This window comes from Tabrizicola flagellatus, from assembly GCF_008271465.1.
Classification (GTDB): Bacteria; Pseudomonadota; Alphaproteobacteria; order Rhodobacterales; family Rhodobacteraceae; genus Tabrizicola; species Tabrizicola flagellata.
Genome location: NZ_VMDU01000021.1, coordinates 15,343 through 30,499, shown reverse-complemented (window position 1 = coordinate 30,499; position 15,157 = coordinate 15,343). Strand labels below are relative to the sequence as shown.

The window sequence follows — 15,157 nt, the reverse complement described above, 5'->3', positions numbered from 1 at the left end:
GACGCGCCGGGATCAGGCCCGAAGTTCCCTCTTGCGCAAGGGGCGGTTACACATGTTGCACAAATCGGATGATGGGCGGGCCTCCCCTTTCCCCAGTCAGACTTATTCCGCGACCTTTGTGACGGGTGTGCCGATTGCGGTGAAGCGGTTCAGGACCGCGACCCGGACCTGGAACTCTGCGACCTGACGGTCGAAGTCTCTGGCGGACAGGCGCTGCCCGAGCAGCTTGACGCAGTGCATCCTGGTTTCTGCGCGACTCCGGCGGTGGTAGCCGCTCCATCGTCGCCAGATGGTTCGACCGACGCGTTTCGACGTCCGCAGGATTTCGTTTCGCGCGATCGCCCCGGCGGTTGCGGGTTTCCATGGGTTGGCGTTCTTACGGGGCGGGTTGATTGCGGCCACCCCACGGGCGGCGATCGCGTCATGGCACTTGCGGGTGTCGAAGGCCCCATCGGCGGTGACGCTGCCGATCTGCTGTTCGGGCGGGATCTGGTCCAACAGTTCTGGCAGCATTGGCGCATCGCCCACGTCGCTCGTGGTGAGCTCCGCCGCTCGGATTGCCAGGGACTTCTCGTCAATCCCGATGTGGATCTTGCGCCAGACGCGGCGCTTGGTGCCGCCATGCTTGCGGGCGTTCCGCTCGCCTTCGCCCTCGACCTTGATGCCGGTGCTGTCGACCAGCAGGTGCAATGGGCCGTCTGAACCGCGGTAGGGGATGTTAACCTTCAGGGTTTTCTGGCGCCGCGACAGCGTGCTGAAGTCCGGCAAATCCCAGTCGACGCCGACCAGCCGCAACAGGCTCTTGACAAACCCGGTTGTCTGTCGAAGAGCCATGCCGAACAGCACCTTCATCGTCAGGCAGGTCTGGATCGCGGCATCGCTATAGGGTCAGGACCCATTGATCTTGCTTCTGCGGCGTGATTCACGCCTCCGCAAGGAGACTGACCGATGAGCAACCTTTTCTGGCTGACGGACGCACAGATGGCGCGTCTCGAACCCTTCTTTCCCAAGAGTCATGGCAAGCCACGTGTCGATGACCGACGTGTGCTGAGCGGGATTATCTTCGTCAATCGCAATGGCTTGCGGTGGTGCGATGCCCCCAAGGAGTATGGTCCAGCGAAGACCCTATACAACCGATGGAAGCGGTGGGGGGACAAGGGCATCTTTGCCCGGATGATGGAAGGCCTGGCCTCCGAGGCCGCTGTGCCGAAGACGGTGATGATCGACGCGACCTATCTGAAGGCGCACCGCACGGCGACCAGCCTGCGGTCGAAAAAGGGGGGCCCGACGACCAAAGGGGCCGTCTGATCGGCCGAACCAAGGGCGGCATGAACACCAAACTGCATGCCGTCACCGACGCCGAAGGCCGCCCGATCCGGTTCTTCATGACCGCAGGCCAGGTGAGCGATTACACCGGAGCGGCAGCCCTTCTGGACAGTTTGCCCTCGGCGGAGTGGTTGCTGGCCGACCGGGGCTATGACGCGGACTGGTTCAGAGATGCGTTGAAAGACAAGGGGATAAAGCCATGCATCCCGGGCCGGAAGTCGCGCGGCAAACCCATCAAGCACGACAAGCGACGCTACAAACGCCGCAACAGGATCAAGATCATGTTCGGCCGCCTGAAGGACTGGCGCAGGATCGCAACCCGCTACGACAGATGCCCCAAGACCTTCCTCTCCGCCGTCGCCCTCGCCGCAACCGTCATGTTCTGGCTATGAAACAAGAACGAGTCCTGACCCTAGCGATCGAGGCCGGCGGCAGCGCCCATCACTGGTTCTGCCGTCGATGGCGGACTATCTCGACTTCTGCGCGACATGCGGTGTGACGCAGGCTTGCCGCAGGTCGGCGACGAATTCGCTGCATCGAAGCCCTTGCCGGCACCCTGCGTCAGTTGCCGGATCGATCCGGGGGAGTGGCGGTCGATCATATCCGGGGCCGCGCGCCTTTTCGCAGGTCCGTCGGCGTGGGTGCACCTCCTCGTAGGACACTATGGTCTCCTGGCATCTCTTGAAAAACCGACCCAAGAACGCGTTGGATCAGACAGCAGCAGCGCAAGGTCCGATCCCGCCCGGACCGGAGGCGGAATCTCTGCCGCGAGGGCAGGCCCGTACCGGCCACATTCGGGACCCCGGAAGGACCCGGCGGCTTGGTCTGGTCGCGGGCAGCACTCGAATTTCGTGTCGGCCGTGCCTGACGAGATCACCTGCCGGTCGGGAGGACCCTGCGCATCGCTGCCACAGCCTCATCGATCCTGCCGGGATCCCGAAGCAGACTTCCGCCCAGCAGATAGACCACGTCCTCGCCATACATCGCCTGCATGTCTTCAGCGCGAGCGACGCTCATGCCGCCGCCGGGGCTGGGCAGCATGGCGCGGCCGGGGCCGGACGGGTCGCGGCAGGCCCGGGCGATGGCCCGGCACTCCTCGGCGGTGAAGCCGAACCGACCGCCCACGTTCGGAAAGACCGAGATGTCCGCCCCCGCCAGCCGCTGGATCGTGCCGAAGAGGACGCCGTGGTCGATGCCGTTGTCCGGCGCCAGGACGAAGGGGCCGAGAAAGGACGGATGCGTCATCACCGGCAGGTTCAGGCCGGCGTCCCGGGCAATGCGCTGGACCAGGCCGAAGCCGAAGAGGCCCGGCATGACCAGCACGCCATCGGCCCCCGCATCCTTGAGGAAGCGCAGGTTCCCCTCGATCTCATCGGCCCTGCCCGAGAGATTGGGGAAATAGAGCGTCTTCTGCCCGGTTTCCGCCCGCACCTTGCGTATCGCCGCGCAAACCGCCTCGACCCGGGCGCGGAAAGGGGCCGAGGGCTGGCCGGCAAGTCCGTGATCCTCCTTGACGATATCGGCACCGCCGCGCACGCAGCCCTCGGCAAGGCGGGCAAGCTCGGCAGGGGTCAGACCCATGGGCTTCAGCACCGGGGCGATCATGCCCCCCGTCGCGCGGCCACACAGGGCCCGGATCCCCGCAATGCCGAAACGCGGGCCCGCCAGCCGTGCGGCCATCTCCGGCCCGAGGTCGATTCCGGTGACGCGGATCCCCTGCTGGATCGAGGAATTGCCGAACACCACGTTCAGGAACTGGGTGATCTCGTCGCCCGCGCTGTCGGGCGAATAGCTGACGGTCGCCTGCCAGAGACCCTCGCCGAGGCCCCCGATCTCCTCGACCCGGCCGAGGATCTCGTCCGCGACATATCCGGCGGGGACCACGTCGCGCGGGATCTCGACCGTCTGTTCCAGCGCGATGCCCTCGGCGCGGGCCTGCGCCTCGGCCCGGCTGGCGGCACGCAGGCGGTAGGTGACGGTGAAGCGAGCCATCACAGCGCCTCGGCCTTGACCGCGGAATGCACGGCCTCGACCCGGACGGCGTCGAGCGCGCCTTCGTCGATCCCGGTGCTCTGGCCTGTCAGCCGCTCGATCGCGCGGACGAGCGCCAGCGCATCCATGCCATAATGGCGCATGAGATAGGGGCGCGAGCCGCCGTGGGCATAGGTATCCTGAAGCCCGAGGCGGACCAGCCGCCGGGCGAGGCCCGCCTCGGCCAGGGCCTCGGCCACCATGCTGCCGATCCCGCCGTTGACCAGGTGGTTTTCCAGCGTGACCACGCCATGGCGCACGCTGGCCGCGTGATCCACGATCTGCGCGGCATCGAAGGGCTTCAGCGTGTTCAGATGCAGATGGCGGACCGAAACCCCCGCCCCTGCCAGGGCACCTCGGGCGCGGATCGCCTCTTCGGTGGTGATGCCCGCGGTGACGACCAGCACGTCGCAGCCCTCGGCCAGCACCCGCATCTGCCCGATCCGCAGCGGCGTATCGAACAGTCGCGGCACCGCGCCGCGCAGGATGCGGCAATAGACCGGGCCATCGACGGTGTCGGCCTCGGCCACGATGCTTTCGACCTCGGTCGCGTCACCGGCCTCGAGCACCGTCATGTTCGGGAGGGTTCGCATCACCGAGATGTCCTCGATCGCCTGATGGGTCATGCCGCCGGGCGTGGTCACGCCTGGCAGGAAGCCCATAAGCCGCACCTTCCGGCGCGGATAGGCGATGGAGGCCACCAGCTGGTCATAGGGACGCCGGTAGAGGAACACGCCGAAGGAATGCAGGAAGGGTCGGAACCCAGCGAGGCCAAGCCCCCCGGCAAAGGACAGCATGTTCTGTTCGGCCATGCCGAGGGACAGGAACTGCTCCGGGTGGCGGTCGCGGAAACCGTCGATCTCGCAGCTCGAGGTCAGGTCGGCCGAGAGACACAGCACCTCGGGGTGCTGCACGGCATGGGCCTCGAAGGCCGCGGCATAGGGGCGGTTGACCATCTCCATCAGTGCGTCTCCAGCGGCACGGGGGGCACACCGAGTTCGGCCGCGATCTCGGCATTCATCCGGGCGCGTTCCTCTTCGGACTTGAAGCGGACGTAGTGCAGGCGGGGGAAACGGCTCATCAGGCTTTCCATGCCCTGCGTGGGGCGCGAATGGGCCAGCACGATCAGGGGGCGGCCGGGGTGCGGCGTGGCCGCCGCCGCGCGCAGGGCCGCAAGGTCGTGGGCGTCGCATTCGGCGACCACCGCGCCGAAATCGCGGAGCTTCGTTGCGATGTCGCCCACGGTCATCACATCGTCCATGGCACCGTCGCATTGCTGGCGGTTGACGTCCATCAGCGCCCAGAGATTGTCGATGCCGTGATGGGCGGCGGCCTGCACGGCCTCCCAGGTCTGGCCTTCCTGCACCTCGCCGTCCGACATGAAGACGCAGACGCGGCCCGTATGGCCCAGCCGCCTTCGCCCCCAGGCCAGGCCCGCCGCGGTGGAAAGCCCGATCCCGAGCGTGCCGTTGTGCACCTCCATGCCGGGGCTGTGCTCCGCCCCGATCATCTCGACCGAGGATCCGTCGCGGTTGAACATCTCGAGCCCCTCGGGCGCCATGCGGCCGACCTCGATCAGGCAGGCATAGGCGACCAGGGCGTAATGGGCGGGGGCGATGAACAGGCGGTCGTGCACCGCGTCGAAGGGTCCGTTGTAGCCCGCGCCGGTGCGATAGAGGGGATTCGCGGCCGATGGCACGCCCGAAAAGGGCGGCGGCACCATCGGCATGGTCGAGGGGCCGAGGTTCAGCGCCTCGTTGTAAAGGAAGGCGAGCTGTTCGGCCGCCGAACAGGCCTGGCTCAGATAGCCGCCGTTGTTACGGATCGTATGTTCGAAGACGCGGGCGCGGATGCCGCGGGCGACCTCTTCGGTGGACTTCTCGTTGCGCAAGGGCATCTCCGGTCGGCAGGGTCAGGGCGGGCCGATGCGGCCCGCCCCGTTCGGGTCTCAGCGCGGCGGCAGCTTCATCCAGGGCGTCATCGCCACATCGGCATGGGCGAAGGCGGGAAGCTTCGCGCCCAGGTCCTCCATGTTTTTGATGTCGAGATCGTTCAGCATCTTCTGGGTGATCAGCGTCGGCGGCACGATGACCTGCGGCCCCGGATCCTCGCCCGCCAGCAGCATCGCCAGCGCGCGGACCGAGACCTCGCCCACCACCGCCGGGTTCGTGGCGGCGGTCGCCTTCCAGGCCGAGCCGGGCTCGCGCATCAGCTGGATGTCGGCGGTCGAGATGTCGGCCGAATAGATCGAGACCTGGCCGGACATGCCGGCTTCGTCCACCGCGATCTTCACGCCCTTGGCGAATTCGTCATAGGGCGCGAACATCACCTGGATGTTCGGATTGGCAGAAAGGACCGAGCGCGCCTGGTTGGCCACCGAATTGGCGATCGGGTTGTCCAGCGTGCCGAACATGGCAACCTCGTTGATGCCGGGATTGTCGGCCTTGACCTTCTTCCAGGTCTCGTCGCGGCGGTCGAGTGGCGCGATCCCCGGAACATAGACGTAGCCCGCCACGAAACTGTTGCCGTTGTCGGCCAGCGCCGCCTCGAGCGCCAGCCGCGCCAGGTCGCGGTCGGACTGCTCGATCTGCGGGATCTTCGGGTTTTCCACATTGACGTCGAAGGCCACGACCTTGATGCCCGCATCCACCGCGCGCTGGGCGGCCTCCTTCATCGACTCGGTCAGGCCGTGCTGGATGATGATGCCGTCCACGCCAAGCGCGATGGCCTGATCCACCATGTCCGCCTGAAGCGCGGCATCCTGGCGGCTGTCGAAGACCTGAAGGTTCACGCCCAGCGCGGCGGCCTGCTTCTCCACGCCCGAAAGATAGGCCTGGAAGAAGTCGCCGGTGGACAGATAGCGCACCAGCGCGATGTTCACCTGGCCCGGATTGTCGAAAGGCGCAGGCGCGTCCTGGGCAAGGGCGAGCGAGGGGGCGAGCGCCACGCTGGCGGCAAGGGCTGCGAAAGTCCGTCTGGAGATCATCGGTTCCTCCCATTTCTCCGTTGTGTCAGGCACCGGCGGGCGCTTCTTCTGGCACTGTGCGCCGGCTGTCTCATCGGCGCGCCCGGCCAGAGCGGCCGGACAACGCGAAGGTGAAGACAAGGGCGACGACAAGCACGGCACCCTTGATGAAATCCTGGGTATAGTAAGGGGCATTCAGCATGGTCAGGCCCTGAAGCAGGATACCCACGAACAGCGCGCCCACCGCCGTTCCGAAGGCGTTCGGCTTGGCCGCCCCCAGCACCGCGAACCCGATCAGTGCGGCGGCCACCGAATCGAGCAGCAGGTTGTTGCCCGAGGCCACATCGCCCCTGCCCAGCCGGGCCGCCAGCAGGATCCCCCCAAGCGAGGCCATTACGCCCGAGATCACATAGGCCAGCACGCGATAGCCCGCGACGTTGATGCCCGCCAGCGCCGCCGCCTGCGCGTTCGAGCCGATCGCATACATCACCCGCCCGTGGCGCGTCAGCTCCAGAAAGACCCAGGTCAGCACCGCAATGACCACCAGCACCACTACCGAAAGCGGCACGAGATCGGGCAGGATGAAGTCGATCCGGTGGCGCCCCAGCATCAGGAACTCGGGTGCGAAAGTGCCGGTGGCGGTGCGCCCGTCAGCCAGCACCATGCCGGTGGAGATCGAGTTGCCCGCGGTGGGAATGCGCTGAAGTCCGACCAGCAGGAACATCATGCCAAGGGTCGCCAGAAGATCGGGCACGCGCATCTTCACGATCAGGAAGCCGTTGATCAGCCCGACCGCCGCCCCCATCAGCAGGCAAAGGACGACCGCCGTCAGCGCCCCCATCTCCCAGATCACCATCACATAGGCCGACAGCATCATGGCCGATGTCGCGACCGCCCCGATCGACAGGTCGAAGCCGTCCACCACCAGGGTCGCGGTGACACCCAGCGCCAGAATGCCGGTGATCGCCACCGATTGCAGGATGAAGACCGCGCTCTGCGGCGACAGGAAGGCGGGTTTCAGCAGCGAAAAGACCACGATCATTCCGGCCATCAGCAGAAGAAAGCCGTAGCGGATCGCAAGATCGGTGGGGGACAGGGATGTCATGCCGGTTCCTTCGTCCTGTCGGCGGCGCCCGCGACCTCGGCCATCAGCCGGGCCAGGTCGATGCTTTCGTTCCGGTGCGCGCCGACGATGGTATGTTCGCTCATCACCAGGATGCGGTCGGCCACTTCCAGCGCCTCGTCGATCTCGGCGCAGAGGACCAGGGTCGCGCGGTCAAGGGCGCTTTCGCGGATGCGGCGGCCGATGTCGCGCCGGGCCTGGATGTCCACGCCCTGAAACGGCTCGTCCAGGATCAGCAGGCGGCTGGCTTCGGCCATCCAGCGGCCGACCACGACCTTCTGCTGATTGCCGCCCGACAGCGTCAGGATGCCGTCGCGCGGGCCCTGGCAGACCACGCCCATCGCGGCGATCGTGCGTTCGGCCGCCGCCCGTTCCGCGGCGCGACGGATCAGGCCCAGCGGGCCGGAATGGCGCGCCGTGAAGGGAAGGGTCAGGTTCTGCTGGATGTCGAACTGCGGGATGACCGAGTTGATCAGCCGGTCCTTCGCGGCAAGGAACACCCCCGCCGCCACGGCCTGCGCCGGCCGCCGCGGCCGGTAGGGCGCGCCGTCCAGCCGCATGTCGCCCGCTACGGGCACCGCGATGCCATACAGCACCTCGGCCAGGGCCGACTTGCCTGAACCTACAAGCCCGGTCAGCGCCACCACCTCGTTGCGCCGCAGCACCAGGTCGAAGGGCTGCGCTTCGGGTTTCAGCCGCAGCCCCCGCGCCTCGAACATGGGCGCGCCGGGCGGGGGAATGGTGATGTCCACCTCGGTGATCTCGTGGCCCAGCATCGCGCGCACGGCGCCGGAATAGTCCAAGGGCTTACCCTCGAACAGGCCCGAGACCTGCCCGTCGCGCATCGAGACGATGCGGTCGGCCAGCCGGCGGATGTCGGACATGCGGTGCGAGATGTAGAGGATCGCCACTCCGTCCTGCCGCAACCGGTCGATCAGCGAGAACAGCCGCTGCGCCTCGGCGAGCGAGAGGGACGAGGTCGGCTCGTCCAGGATCAGAAGCCGCGGGCGGTGCGCCATGGCGCGGGCGATGGCGACAAGCTGCCGGTCGGCCAGCGGTAGGCCAGCCACGGGGCGGGTCACGTCGATCTTCAGCCCCACGGCATCGGCGATCCGCTCCGCCTCTGCACGCATCTGGCGGCGGTTCAGGAACAGACCGCTGCCGTCGGCAAGGCTGTCCAGCAACAGGTTCGACGCCACGTCCAGGTCCGGCACGACCCCGTCGTTTATATTCTGGTGCACCGTGACCACGCCCTGGCGCAGCGCCGCCGCCGGACCGGACGGGGCAAAGGGCCGCCCGTCCAGCCGCACCTCGCCCGCATCGGCGGAATGAACCCCGCAGAGGATCTTGACCAGCGTGGACTTGCCCGCGCCGTTCGCCCCCATCAGCACCGTGACCTGCCCCGCCGGCAGGTCCAGATCCACCCCGCGCAGCACGATGTTGCGGCCGAAAGCCTTGGTCAGTCCGCGAACGGTGATCGACTGCGCCGCCATGCCCTTCCTCGCTCCCGCCAGATACGCTACGCCGGGATCGTCATTTGTCAATACCATTTGACATATGATGCAATCTTGGAAATCCTGACGGCGGAGGAGCAGCAAGGGAGGATGCGGCATGAGTGCCGAAACCTATGTCGCCTTGACGCCGGCCAGCCTGCCGGCCCGGCTGGGGGGCCTGGCGGTCCTGCGCGAGAGGGTCGGGCCACCGGAGGGCTGGCAGGTGCGCGAGGTGGGCGACGGCAACCTGAACCTTGTGTTCATCGTCACGGGCACCGTCGGTCAGGTGGTGGTCAAGCAGGCGCTGCCCTATGTGCGGCTGGTGGGTGAAAGCTGGCCGCTGCCCTTGAAACGATCGTTCTTCGAATACAATGCGCTGATCCGGCAGGCGGCGCGCGATCCCGGCTCGGTCCCCGCGGTCTGGCATTTCGACGAGGCGCAAGCGATCGTGGTGATGGAATATCTGACCCCCCATGTGATCCTGCGCCATGCCCTGATCGAGGGGCGGCGGGTGGCGGGCCTTGGCGAAAGGCTGGGCGAATTCTGCGCACGCACCCTGTTCCGCGGGTCCGACCTCTCGATGCCGGCGGCGGCGAAGAAGGCGGATCTGGCGCTATTTGCGGGCAATGTCGAGCTTTGCGACATCACCGAGAACCTCGTGTTCTCGGACCCCTATTTCGCCGCGCCGATGAACCGGCACACGCCGGGGCTGGACGGCATCGTGGCGCGGCTGAGGGGCGACCTGTCGCTGAAGGTGGCGGCGCAGCATCTGAAGATGGCCTTCACCTCGCGCGGCGAGACGCTGCTGCACGGCGACCTGCATACCGGCTCGATCATGGTGACGGACACCGAGACCCGGGTGATCGACCCGGAATTCGCCACCTACGGCCCCATCGGTTTCGATGTCGGCATGCTGATCGCCAATTTCCTGATGGCGCATTTCAGCCAGCCGGGGCACGAATCCGCGCCGGGAGACCGGGCAGAGCATCAGGGCTGGCTCTTGGCGGTGATCGAGACCCTCTGGCGCACCTTTGCGGCCGAGTTCGGCCAGCTGTGGCGCTCCGAACGGCGCGGCATCCTGCATCAGGCCAGTCTTTACGAGGATCAGGGCCATGGCCTGGCCTCCGAACAGGCGCTGGCCGATCTGCTGGGCCGGATCTGGACCGACGCCCTGGGCTTCTGCGGGATCGAGATGCACCGCCGCATCCTGGGCCTCGCGCACAATGCCGATTTCGAGCGCATCGCCGACGAAGGGCGCCGCGCCGCCTGCGAGGCGCGCGCCCTGGCCATGGGGCGGCAGCTGATGCTGGGGGCCGGCGCGATCCGCGGCATCGACGCCGTGACGGCCATGGCGCGGCGGATGGACAAGGAGGATCACCTGTGAAGATCGACGGCACGCCCTATCGCACCATCTGGCAGGATGCGGATGGCACGGTGAAGATCATCGACCAGCGCTGGCTGCCGCACGAGCTGCGCATCGTGCCCCTGCGCGACAGGGCCGAATTCGCCACCGCGATCCGCGACATGTGGGTGCGCGGCGCGCCGCTGATCGGGGCGACGGCGGCCTGGGGCATGGCGGTGCAGATGGCAGATGATCCCTCGGACGCCGCGCTGGACGAAACCTGGGCGGTGCTGCACGAGACGCGCCCCACCGCGATCAACCTGCGTTGGGCCCTTGACGCGATGCGCCGCCTGCTTGCCCCCCTGCCAGCGGCCGAGCGCGCCCGCGCCGCAGCCGTCCGTGCGGCGCAGATCTGCGACGAGGATGTGGAAATCAACCGCCGCATCGGCCTGCACGGGTTGCAGATCATCCGCGACATCGCCGCACGCAAGGGCGGCGGCCCGGTGAACATCCTGACCCATTGCAACGCAGGCTGGCTGGCGACGGTGGACTGGGGCACTGCCACCAGCCCGATCTACCACGCCGATGCCGAGGGCATCCCCGTGCACGTCTTCGTGGACGAAACCCGCCCCCGCAACCAGGGCGCGCAACTGACGGCCTGGGAGCTGAACAGCCACGGCATCAGCCACGACCTGATCGTGGACAATGCCGGCGGCCACCTGATGCAGCACGGCGAGGTGGACATGGTGATCGTCGGCACCGACCGCACCACCGCGCGCGGCGATGTCTGCAACAAGATCGGCACCTATCTCAAGGCACTGGCGGCGCGGGCGAACGGGGTGCCCTTCTATGTGGCGCTGCCCTCGCCCACCATCGACTGGCGCGTGCACGACGGGGTGCGGGAAATCCCGATCGAGGAACGCGGCGCGGGTGAAGTGACCATGGTCCAGGGCCGCGGCCCGGACGGGCGGATCGTGCATGTCCAGATCTCGCCCGACGGCACCGGCGCGCGCAACCCCGCCTTCGACGTGACGCCGGCCGAACTGGTGACGGGCCTGCTGACCGAACGCGGCCTGTGCCCGGCGACCGAAACGGGCCTCGCCGCGATGTTCGGCGACCTGAAGGCGGCTGCCGTCTGACGGGCCGGTCAGGGGGCGGCCAGCAGCGCCTCGGCCACCGAGGTGGCGGTGACCAGATGCGTGACATAGCCGCCCCGGATCGCCGCGCGCGTCGCTTCCACCTTGTCGAGACCGGGAGTGACCAGGATGCCCATCTCCAGCCCCACCAGCCGCGGCAGGGGCACGCCGATCATCCGGTCCTCCATGGGGCCGGGAAGCTGGCAGCCCTCGGCGTCGATGAAGCGGCCGCAGATGACGCCGACCGCCCCGTGGCCGACATACCAGTCCAGATCGGCCGGCGTGGCCAGGCCGCTCAGCACGATATGGCTTTCGGCCGTGGCGGTGCCGACCGAGAACAGAAGCTTGTTCACCGTCTCCAGCTGGTCGAGCTGCGCCTTCAGGATCGGCTCCTCGCGCAGTTCCGCCGCCAGCGCGGCCCGGCTGAGGATCGCGGGCGCGTGCAGGTTCATACAGCGCGCCCCCAGACGCTGGGCAAGGCGCGTGGAACAGGCCTCGGCGGTGAAGCCGTAGGGCGTGGCCATCGAGCCCACCAGTTGCAGCACGGCCAGATCCTCGATCCGCGCCGGCTCGACCATCTCGGCCAGTTCATAGACCGTGCGCCCCCAGGCCACCCCCAGCCGGTCGCACGGCGCGATCAGATCGGGCAGCCAGTTCGCCGCGCCCCGCACCACGCGCAGGAACCCTTCCTCGGTCCCCGTCCCCTCGTCCGGGATCACATAGGATCCCTGGAGGCCGAAGCGGTGGTTCAGCGCCAGCGCAAGCCGATGCGTGGTGAAGGCCGGGGCGGCCAGCGTGATGCGGATCAACCCCTTCTCGCGCGCTTCCTGAAGGTAGTTCACCACGGTCGCGCGCGAAATGCCCAGCGCGGCGGCGATCTCCTGCTGGTTCTGCCCGTCCTCGTAATACATCCAGGCGACCTGGATCACGGCATTCTCGCCGCTCACCTGCGCCAGGTTGCGCCGCCGTGTCTGACCGCCCATCCGCGCCCCATCATTTGATCTTTGACAATAGTATCTGACAAAAGTAGAAAATCCAAGCGCCGGTCGCCTGTTCCCCTGGCCAGGGCCGGCACCGTGCCGACCGTCAAGCCTTAGCAGGAGACTCCGATGATCGCCAATCTCTGGACCGACGCCGAGGCTGACGCCTTCCTGTCCGATGCCGGGACCGACCCGCGTGCGCGCGATCTGGCGCTGCGGGTCTATACCTCGCGCCTCATCGGCCGCGACCCGGACCTGGTGATGCACGGGGGCGGCAACACTTCGCTGAAATCGACGGCCCGGGACATCTTCGGCGAAGAGGTCGACGTGCTGCACATCAAGGGCTCCGGCTGGGATCTCGAGACGATCGAGGCGCGCGGCCTGCCGGCGGTGCGGCTTCAGCCGCTGCTGCGGTTGCGCAGCCTGCCGGCCCTGTCGGATGAAGCCATGGTCAATGTCCAGCGGCTGAACCTGCTGGATCCCTCCGCCCCCAACCCTTCGGTCGAGACGCTCCTGCATGCCTGGATCCCGCACAAGGTGGTGGACCACACCCACGCCACGGCCTTTCTGGTGCTGGCCAACCTGCCCGAGGTCGCCGCCGTCACGCGCGAGCTGTTCGGCGACCGGCTGACGCTGGTGCCCTATGTCATGCCCGGCTTTGCCCTGGCCAAGGCCGCGGCCGAGGCCTTCGAGCGCAACCCCGAAGCCGAGGGCCTTCTGCTTGTGAACCACGGCCATTTCGCTTGGGGGCCGGACGCAAGGTCCAGCTACGACCGCCTCATCGCCCATACCAACCTGGTCGAGGCCTGGCTGGCCGATCGCCGCCCTGCCCCGCTGGTCCCGGCCGCCGCCCTGCCTGCCCCCGAGGCCGCGCCCGTCCTGTCGGCCCTGCGCGGGGCGCTGGCCTCGGTCCTGCCCGAGACCGCGCCTCTGCCCGTGCTCGACCTGCGCTCGGGCGACGGCGAACGCGCCTTCTGCGCCCGCCCGAACCTGGAGGATCTGGCCACCCGCGGGGTCGCGACCCCGGATCATGTGATCCGCACCAGGGGCGAGGTGCTGGTGCTGCGGCGCGCAGCGCAGGAACCTGCGGCGATGCGCGCGGCGGTGGCCGCCTGGGCCGACCGCTATCGCGCCTGGTTCGACACCTACGCTCCACGCGCGGCCGAGCCCAAGACGATGCTGGCCCCGATGCCGGGACTGGTCTGGCTGGAAGGCGCGGGCATCCTGGGCGTGGGGGCGACGGCGGCGGCGGCGCGGATCGCGGCGGATATCGGCTGCCAGTCGGCCCGCGTGCGCGCAGATGGCGAGGCGGCGGGCGGGTTCCGGCCCATCGGGCCGAAGGATCTGTTCGACATGGAATACTGGTCGCTGGAACAGGCCAAGCTGGGCAGCGGCAAGCCCCCTGCCCTTCAGGGCCGGATCGTGCTGGTCACGGGCGGGGCCGGGGCGATCGGCCTGGCCACGGCCCGCGCCTTTGCCGCGCAGGGGGCCAGCCTGTTCCTGGTGGATCGCCCCGGCGCGGCGCTGGAGGCCGCGCTGGCCGCGCTTGGCCGCGACCACGCCGGCCATGGCTGCGACATCACCGCACCCGGCGCGGCGGCCGAGGCGGTCGCAGCCTGCGCGGCGCGCTTCGGGGGCTTGGACATCCTGATCTCCAACGCCGGGGCCGCCGTCACCGGCGACATCGCCACGCTGGACGACCGGGCCCTGCGCGACAGTTTCGAGCTCAACTTCTTCGCCCATCTGGCCTTTTCCCAGGCCGCCATCGCCCTCTTCCGCGCACAGGCGGCCGGGCGCGGGGCGCGCGGGGCGGAACCGGGGCAGATCCTGTTCAATGTCTCGAAACAGGCGGTGAACCCCGGTCGCGGTTTCGGCGCCTACGGGCTGCCCAAGGCCACCACCTTCTTCCTGCTGCGCCAGCTTGCGCTCGAACTGGGCGGCGAGGGGATCCGGGTCAACGGCATCAACGCCGACCGGATCCGCTCGGGCCTCCTGTCGCCCGAGATTATCGCCGCCCGTTCGGCGGCGCGCGGGGTGGACGAGGCCGCCTACATGGCCGGCAACCTCCTGCGCGCCGAGGTCGAGGCGCGCCATGTGGCCGAGGCTTTCGTGATGCTGGCAAGGGCCGAACGCACCACGGGACATGTGATGACCGTGGACGGGGGCAACATAGAGGCCGCCCTGCGCTAAGCCGGATTACGTCTCGAAAACCGGCCCGGCGTCCTGATTCCGCGGGCAGCCTTTGACACCGCAATCTGCCGATGACCGCCTCTGGTCATGCCACCGGAACGCCTGGCCATACCGATTCTTCAGGTGCAGTGTGCGTTGCGGGCCTGTTCACGCCCATCCGGCTGGCCGCTGACCGGACTTCACCTGTTCCAGAAAAGACCTGCCATGAGACTTATGTGCAGGACGCCCCTGGCGCGGTGAGCAGCCGTGCTTGCGGGCGTTCCAGCCGCCTTCGCCATCGAGCTTGTCCCGCCGGTCCTTGTGCGGCCCGTCCGGACCATCGGGCTGGGGATCGAGGGGCTGGGAGAGCAGGTGCAGCGAACAACCGGCGAGGGCTGAGACGCGGGGAACCCCGATCTCCGATCATGGTCCGGGGTGGAGAAGGTTGTCCTTCAGACCCATCCCCTCCGCCACTTGCCGCCGCGAAAGCGTTCTCCCGATCCGGCTGCGGCCGGATTTTTCCGTTGTTTTCGAGGGTTATGCGGGAGGGGCTGTTGACCGGCCTGCGCCCGGAAGGCCCGAAATCGCTCTC

Annotated in this window: 12 protein-coding genes and 2 pseudogenes; 5 read left to right on the top strand and 9 right to left on the bottom strand. The window is 68.0% G+C overall.

Annotated features, from left to right (window positions below; translation table 11 throughout):
* Positions 1-102 precede the first annotated feature (102 nt).
* Positions 103-885: pseudogene (locus tag FL625_RS16985) on the bottom strand (IS5 family transposase); the annotation flags it as partial.
* Between the two features lie 63 nt (positions 886-948).
* Between FL625_RS16985 and FL625_RS16980 the strand changes: the two are divergent.
* A protein-coding gene (locus FL625_RS16980; protein WP_268815792.1) for an IS5 family transposase occupies positions 949-1,718 on the top strand; the annotation gives its coding sequence in 2 pieces (ribosomal slippage) (positions 949-1,285 and positions 1,285-1,718; 771 coding nt in all).
* On the opposite strand, the pseudogene FL625_RS16975 reads toward FL625_RS16980, so the two are convergent.
* The 7 genes and pseudogenes from FL625_RS16975 to FL625_RS16945 all read right to left on the bottom strand — a co-directional run.
* Positions 1,713-1,969 (bottom strand): annotated as a pseudogene (locus FL625_RS16975) (IS5/IS1182 family transposase); the annotation flags it as partial. The gene FL625_RS16980 and the pseudogene FL625_RS16975 overlap by 6 nt on opposite strands.
* Before the next feature lie 230 nt (positions 1,970-2,199).
* On the bottom strand, positions 2,200-3,318 hold the full coding sequence (locus tag FL625_RS16970) for a RuBisCO large subunit C-terminal-like domain-containing protein (RefSeq protein ID WP_128515260.1): 1,119 nt from the start codon (positions 3,316-3,318) through the stop codon (positions 2,200-2,202).
* Positions 3,318-4,319: a transketolase family protein gene (locus tag FL625_RS16965; protein ID WP_235019475.1), complete on the bottom strand. Its 1,002-nt coding sequence runs from the start codon at positions 4,317-4,319 to the stop codon at positions 3,318-3,320. The genes FL625_RS16970 and FL625_RS16965 overlap by 1 nt, the downstream gene beginning before the upstream one ends.
* Positions 4,319-5,254 (bottom strand): thiamine pyrophosphate-binding protein, encoded by a 936-nt coding sequence (locus FL625_RS16960; RefSeq protein ID WP_149589855.1) that lies wholly within the window; start codon positions 5,252-5,254, stop codon positions 4,319-4,321. The genes FL625_RS16965 and FL625_RS16960 overlap by 1 nt, the downstream gene beginning before the upstream one ends.
* Before the next feature lie 51 nt (positions 5,255-5,305).
* Positions 5,306-6,343: a substrate-binding domain-containing protein gene (locus tag FL625_RS16955; RefSeq protein ID WP_128515262.1), complete on the bottom strand. Its 1,038-nt coding sequence runs from the start codon at positions 6,341-6,343 to the stop codon at positions 5,306-5,308.
* 70 nt (positions 6,344-6,413) lie between these two features.
* Positions 6,414-7,427: an ABC transporter permease gene (locus tag FL625_RS16950; protein ID WP_200833981.1), complete on the bottom strand. Its 1,014-nt coding sequence runs from the start codon at positions 7,425-7,427 to the stop codon at positions 6,414-6,416.
* Positions 7,424-8,995 carry a sugar ABC transporter ATP-binding protein gene (locus tag FL625_RS16945; RefSeq protein ID WP_235019474.1) on the bottom strand — a complete coding sequence of 524 codons (1,572 nt, stop codon included), beginning with the start codon at positions 8,993-8,995 and terminating at the stop codon, positions 7,424-7,426. Before FL625_RS16945 ends, FL625_RS16950 begins: the two co-directional genes overlap by 4 nt.
* 61 nt (positions 8,996-9,056) lie before the next feature.
* Here FL625_RS16945 and mtnK point away from each other — a divergent pair, with 61 nt between their 5' ends.
* Together mtnK and mtnA are read left to right on the top strand one after the other, a co-directional pair.
* On the top strand, positions 9,057-10,322 hold the full coding sequence (gene mtnK / locus FL625_RS16940; RefSeq protein ID WP_128515263.1) for an S-methyl-5-thioribose kinase: 1,266 nt from the start codon (positions 9,057-9,059) through the stop codon (positions 10,320-10,322).
* Positions 10,319-11,419, top strand: a complete 1,101-nt coding sequence (mtnA, locus tag FL625_RS16935) for an S-methyl-5-thioribose-1-phosphate isomerase (protein ID WP_128515264.1) — start codon at positions 10,319-10,321, stop codon at positions 11,417-11,419. Before mtnK ends, mtnA begins: the two co-directional genes overlap by 4 nt.
* An 8-nt stretch (positions 11,420-11,427) precedes the next feature.
* Here the strand turns inward: mtnA and FL625_RS16930 are convergent, their stop codons facing one another.
* Positions 11,428-12,399 (bottom strand): sugar-binding transcriptional regulator, encoded by a 972-nt coding sequence (locus FL625_RS16930; RefSeq protein WP_149589854.1) that lies wholly within the window; start codon positions 12,397-12,399, stop codon positions 11,428-11,430.
* A gap of 126 nt (positions 12,400-12,525) precedes the next feature.
* Here FL625_RS16930 and FL625_RS16925 point away from each other — a divergent pair, with 126 nt between their 5' ends.
* Positions 12,526-14,586, top strand: a complete 2,061-nt coding sequence (locus tag FL625_RS16925; protein WP_200833980.1) for a bifunctional aldolase/short-chain dehydrogenase — start codon at positions 12,526-12,528, stop codon at positions 14,584-14,586.
* Positions 14,587-14,832: 246 nt separating this feature from the next.
* Positions 14,833-14,964, top strand: a complete 132-nt coding sequence (locus FL625_RS18525) for a hypothetical protein (protein WP_268815791.1) — start codon at positions 14,833-14,835, stop codon at positions 14,962-14,964.
* The last annotated feature ends 193 nt before the right edge of the window (positions 14,965-15,157 follow it).

Coding starts and splice junctions, on each gene's coding strand:
- FL625_RS16930 (WP_149589854.1), bottom strand. CDS start 12,399: ATGGGCGGTCAGACACGGCGGCGCAACCTGGCGCAGGTGAGCGGCGAG.
- FL625_RS16945 (WP_235019474.1), bottom strand. CDS start 8,995: ATGGTATTGACAAATGACGATCCCGGCGTAGCGTATCTGGCGGGAGCG.
- FL625_RS16970 (WP_128515260.1), bottom strand. CDS start 3,318: ATGGCTCGCTTCACCGTCACCTACCGCCTGCGTGCCGCCAGCCGGGCC.
- FL625_RS16955 (WP_128515262.1), bottom strand. CDS start 6,343: ATGATCTCCAGACGGACTTTCGCAGCCCTTGCCGCCAGCGTGGCGCTC.
- FL625_RS16950 (WP_200833981.1), bottom strand. CDS start 7,427: ATGACATCCCTGTCCCCCACCGATCTTGCGATCCGCTACGGCTTTCTT.
- mtnK (WP_128515263.1), top strand. CDS start 9,057: ATGAGTGCCGAAACCTATGTCGCCTTGACGCCGGCCAGCCTGCCGGCC.
- FL625_RS16925 (WP_200833980.1), top strand. CDS start 12,526: ATGATCGCCAATCTCTGGACCGACGCCGAGGCTGACGCCTTCCTGTCC.
- FL625_RS16960 (WP_149589855.1), bottom strand. CDS start 5,254: ATGCCCTTGCGCAACGAGAAGTCCACCGAAGAGGTCGCCCGCGGCATC.
- FL625_RS16965 (WP_235019475.1), bottom strand. CDS start 4,319: ATGGAGATGGTCAACCGCCCCTATGCCGCGGCCTTCGAGGCCCATGCC.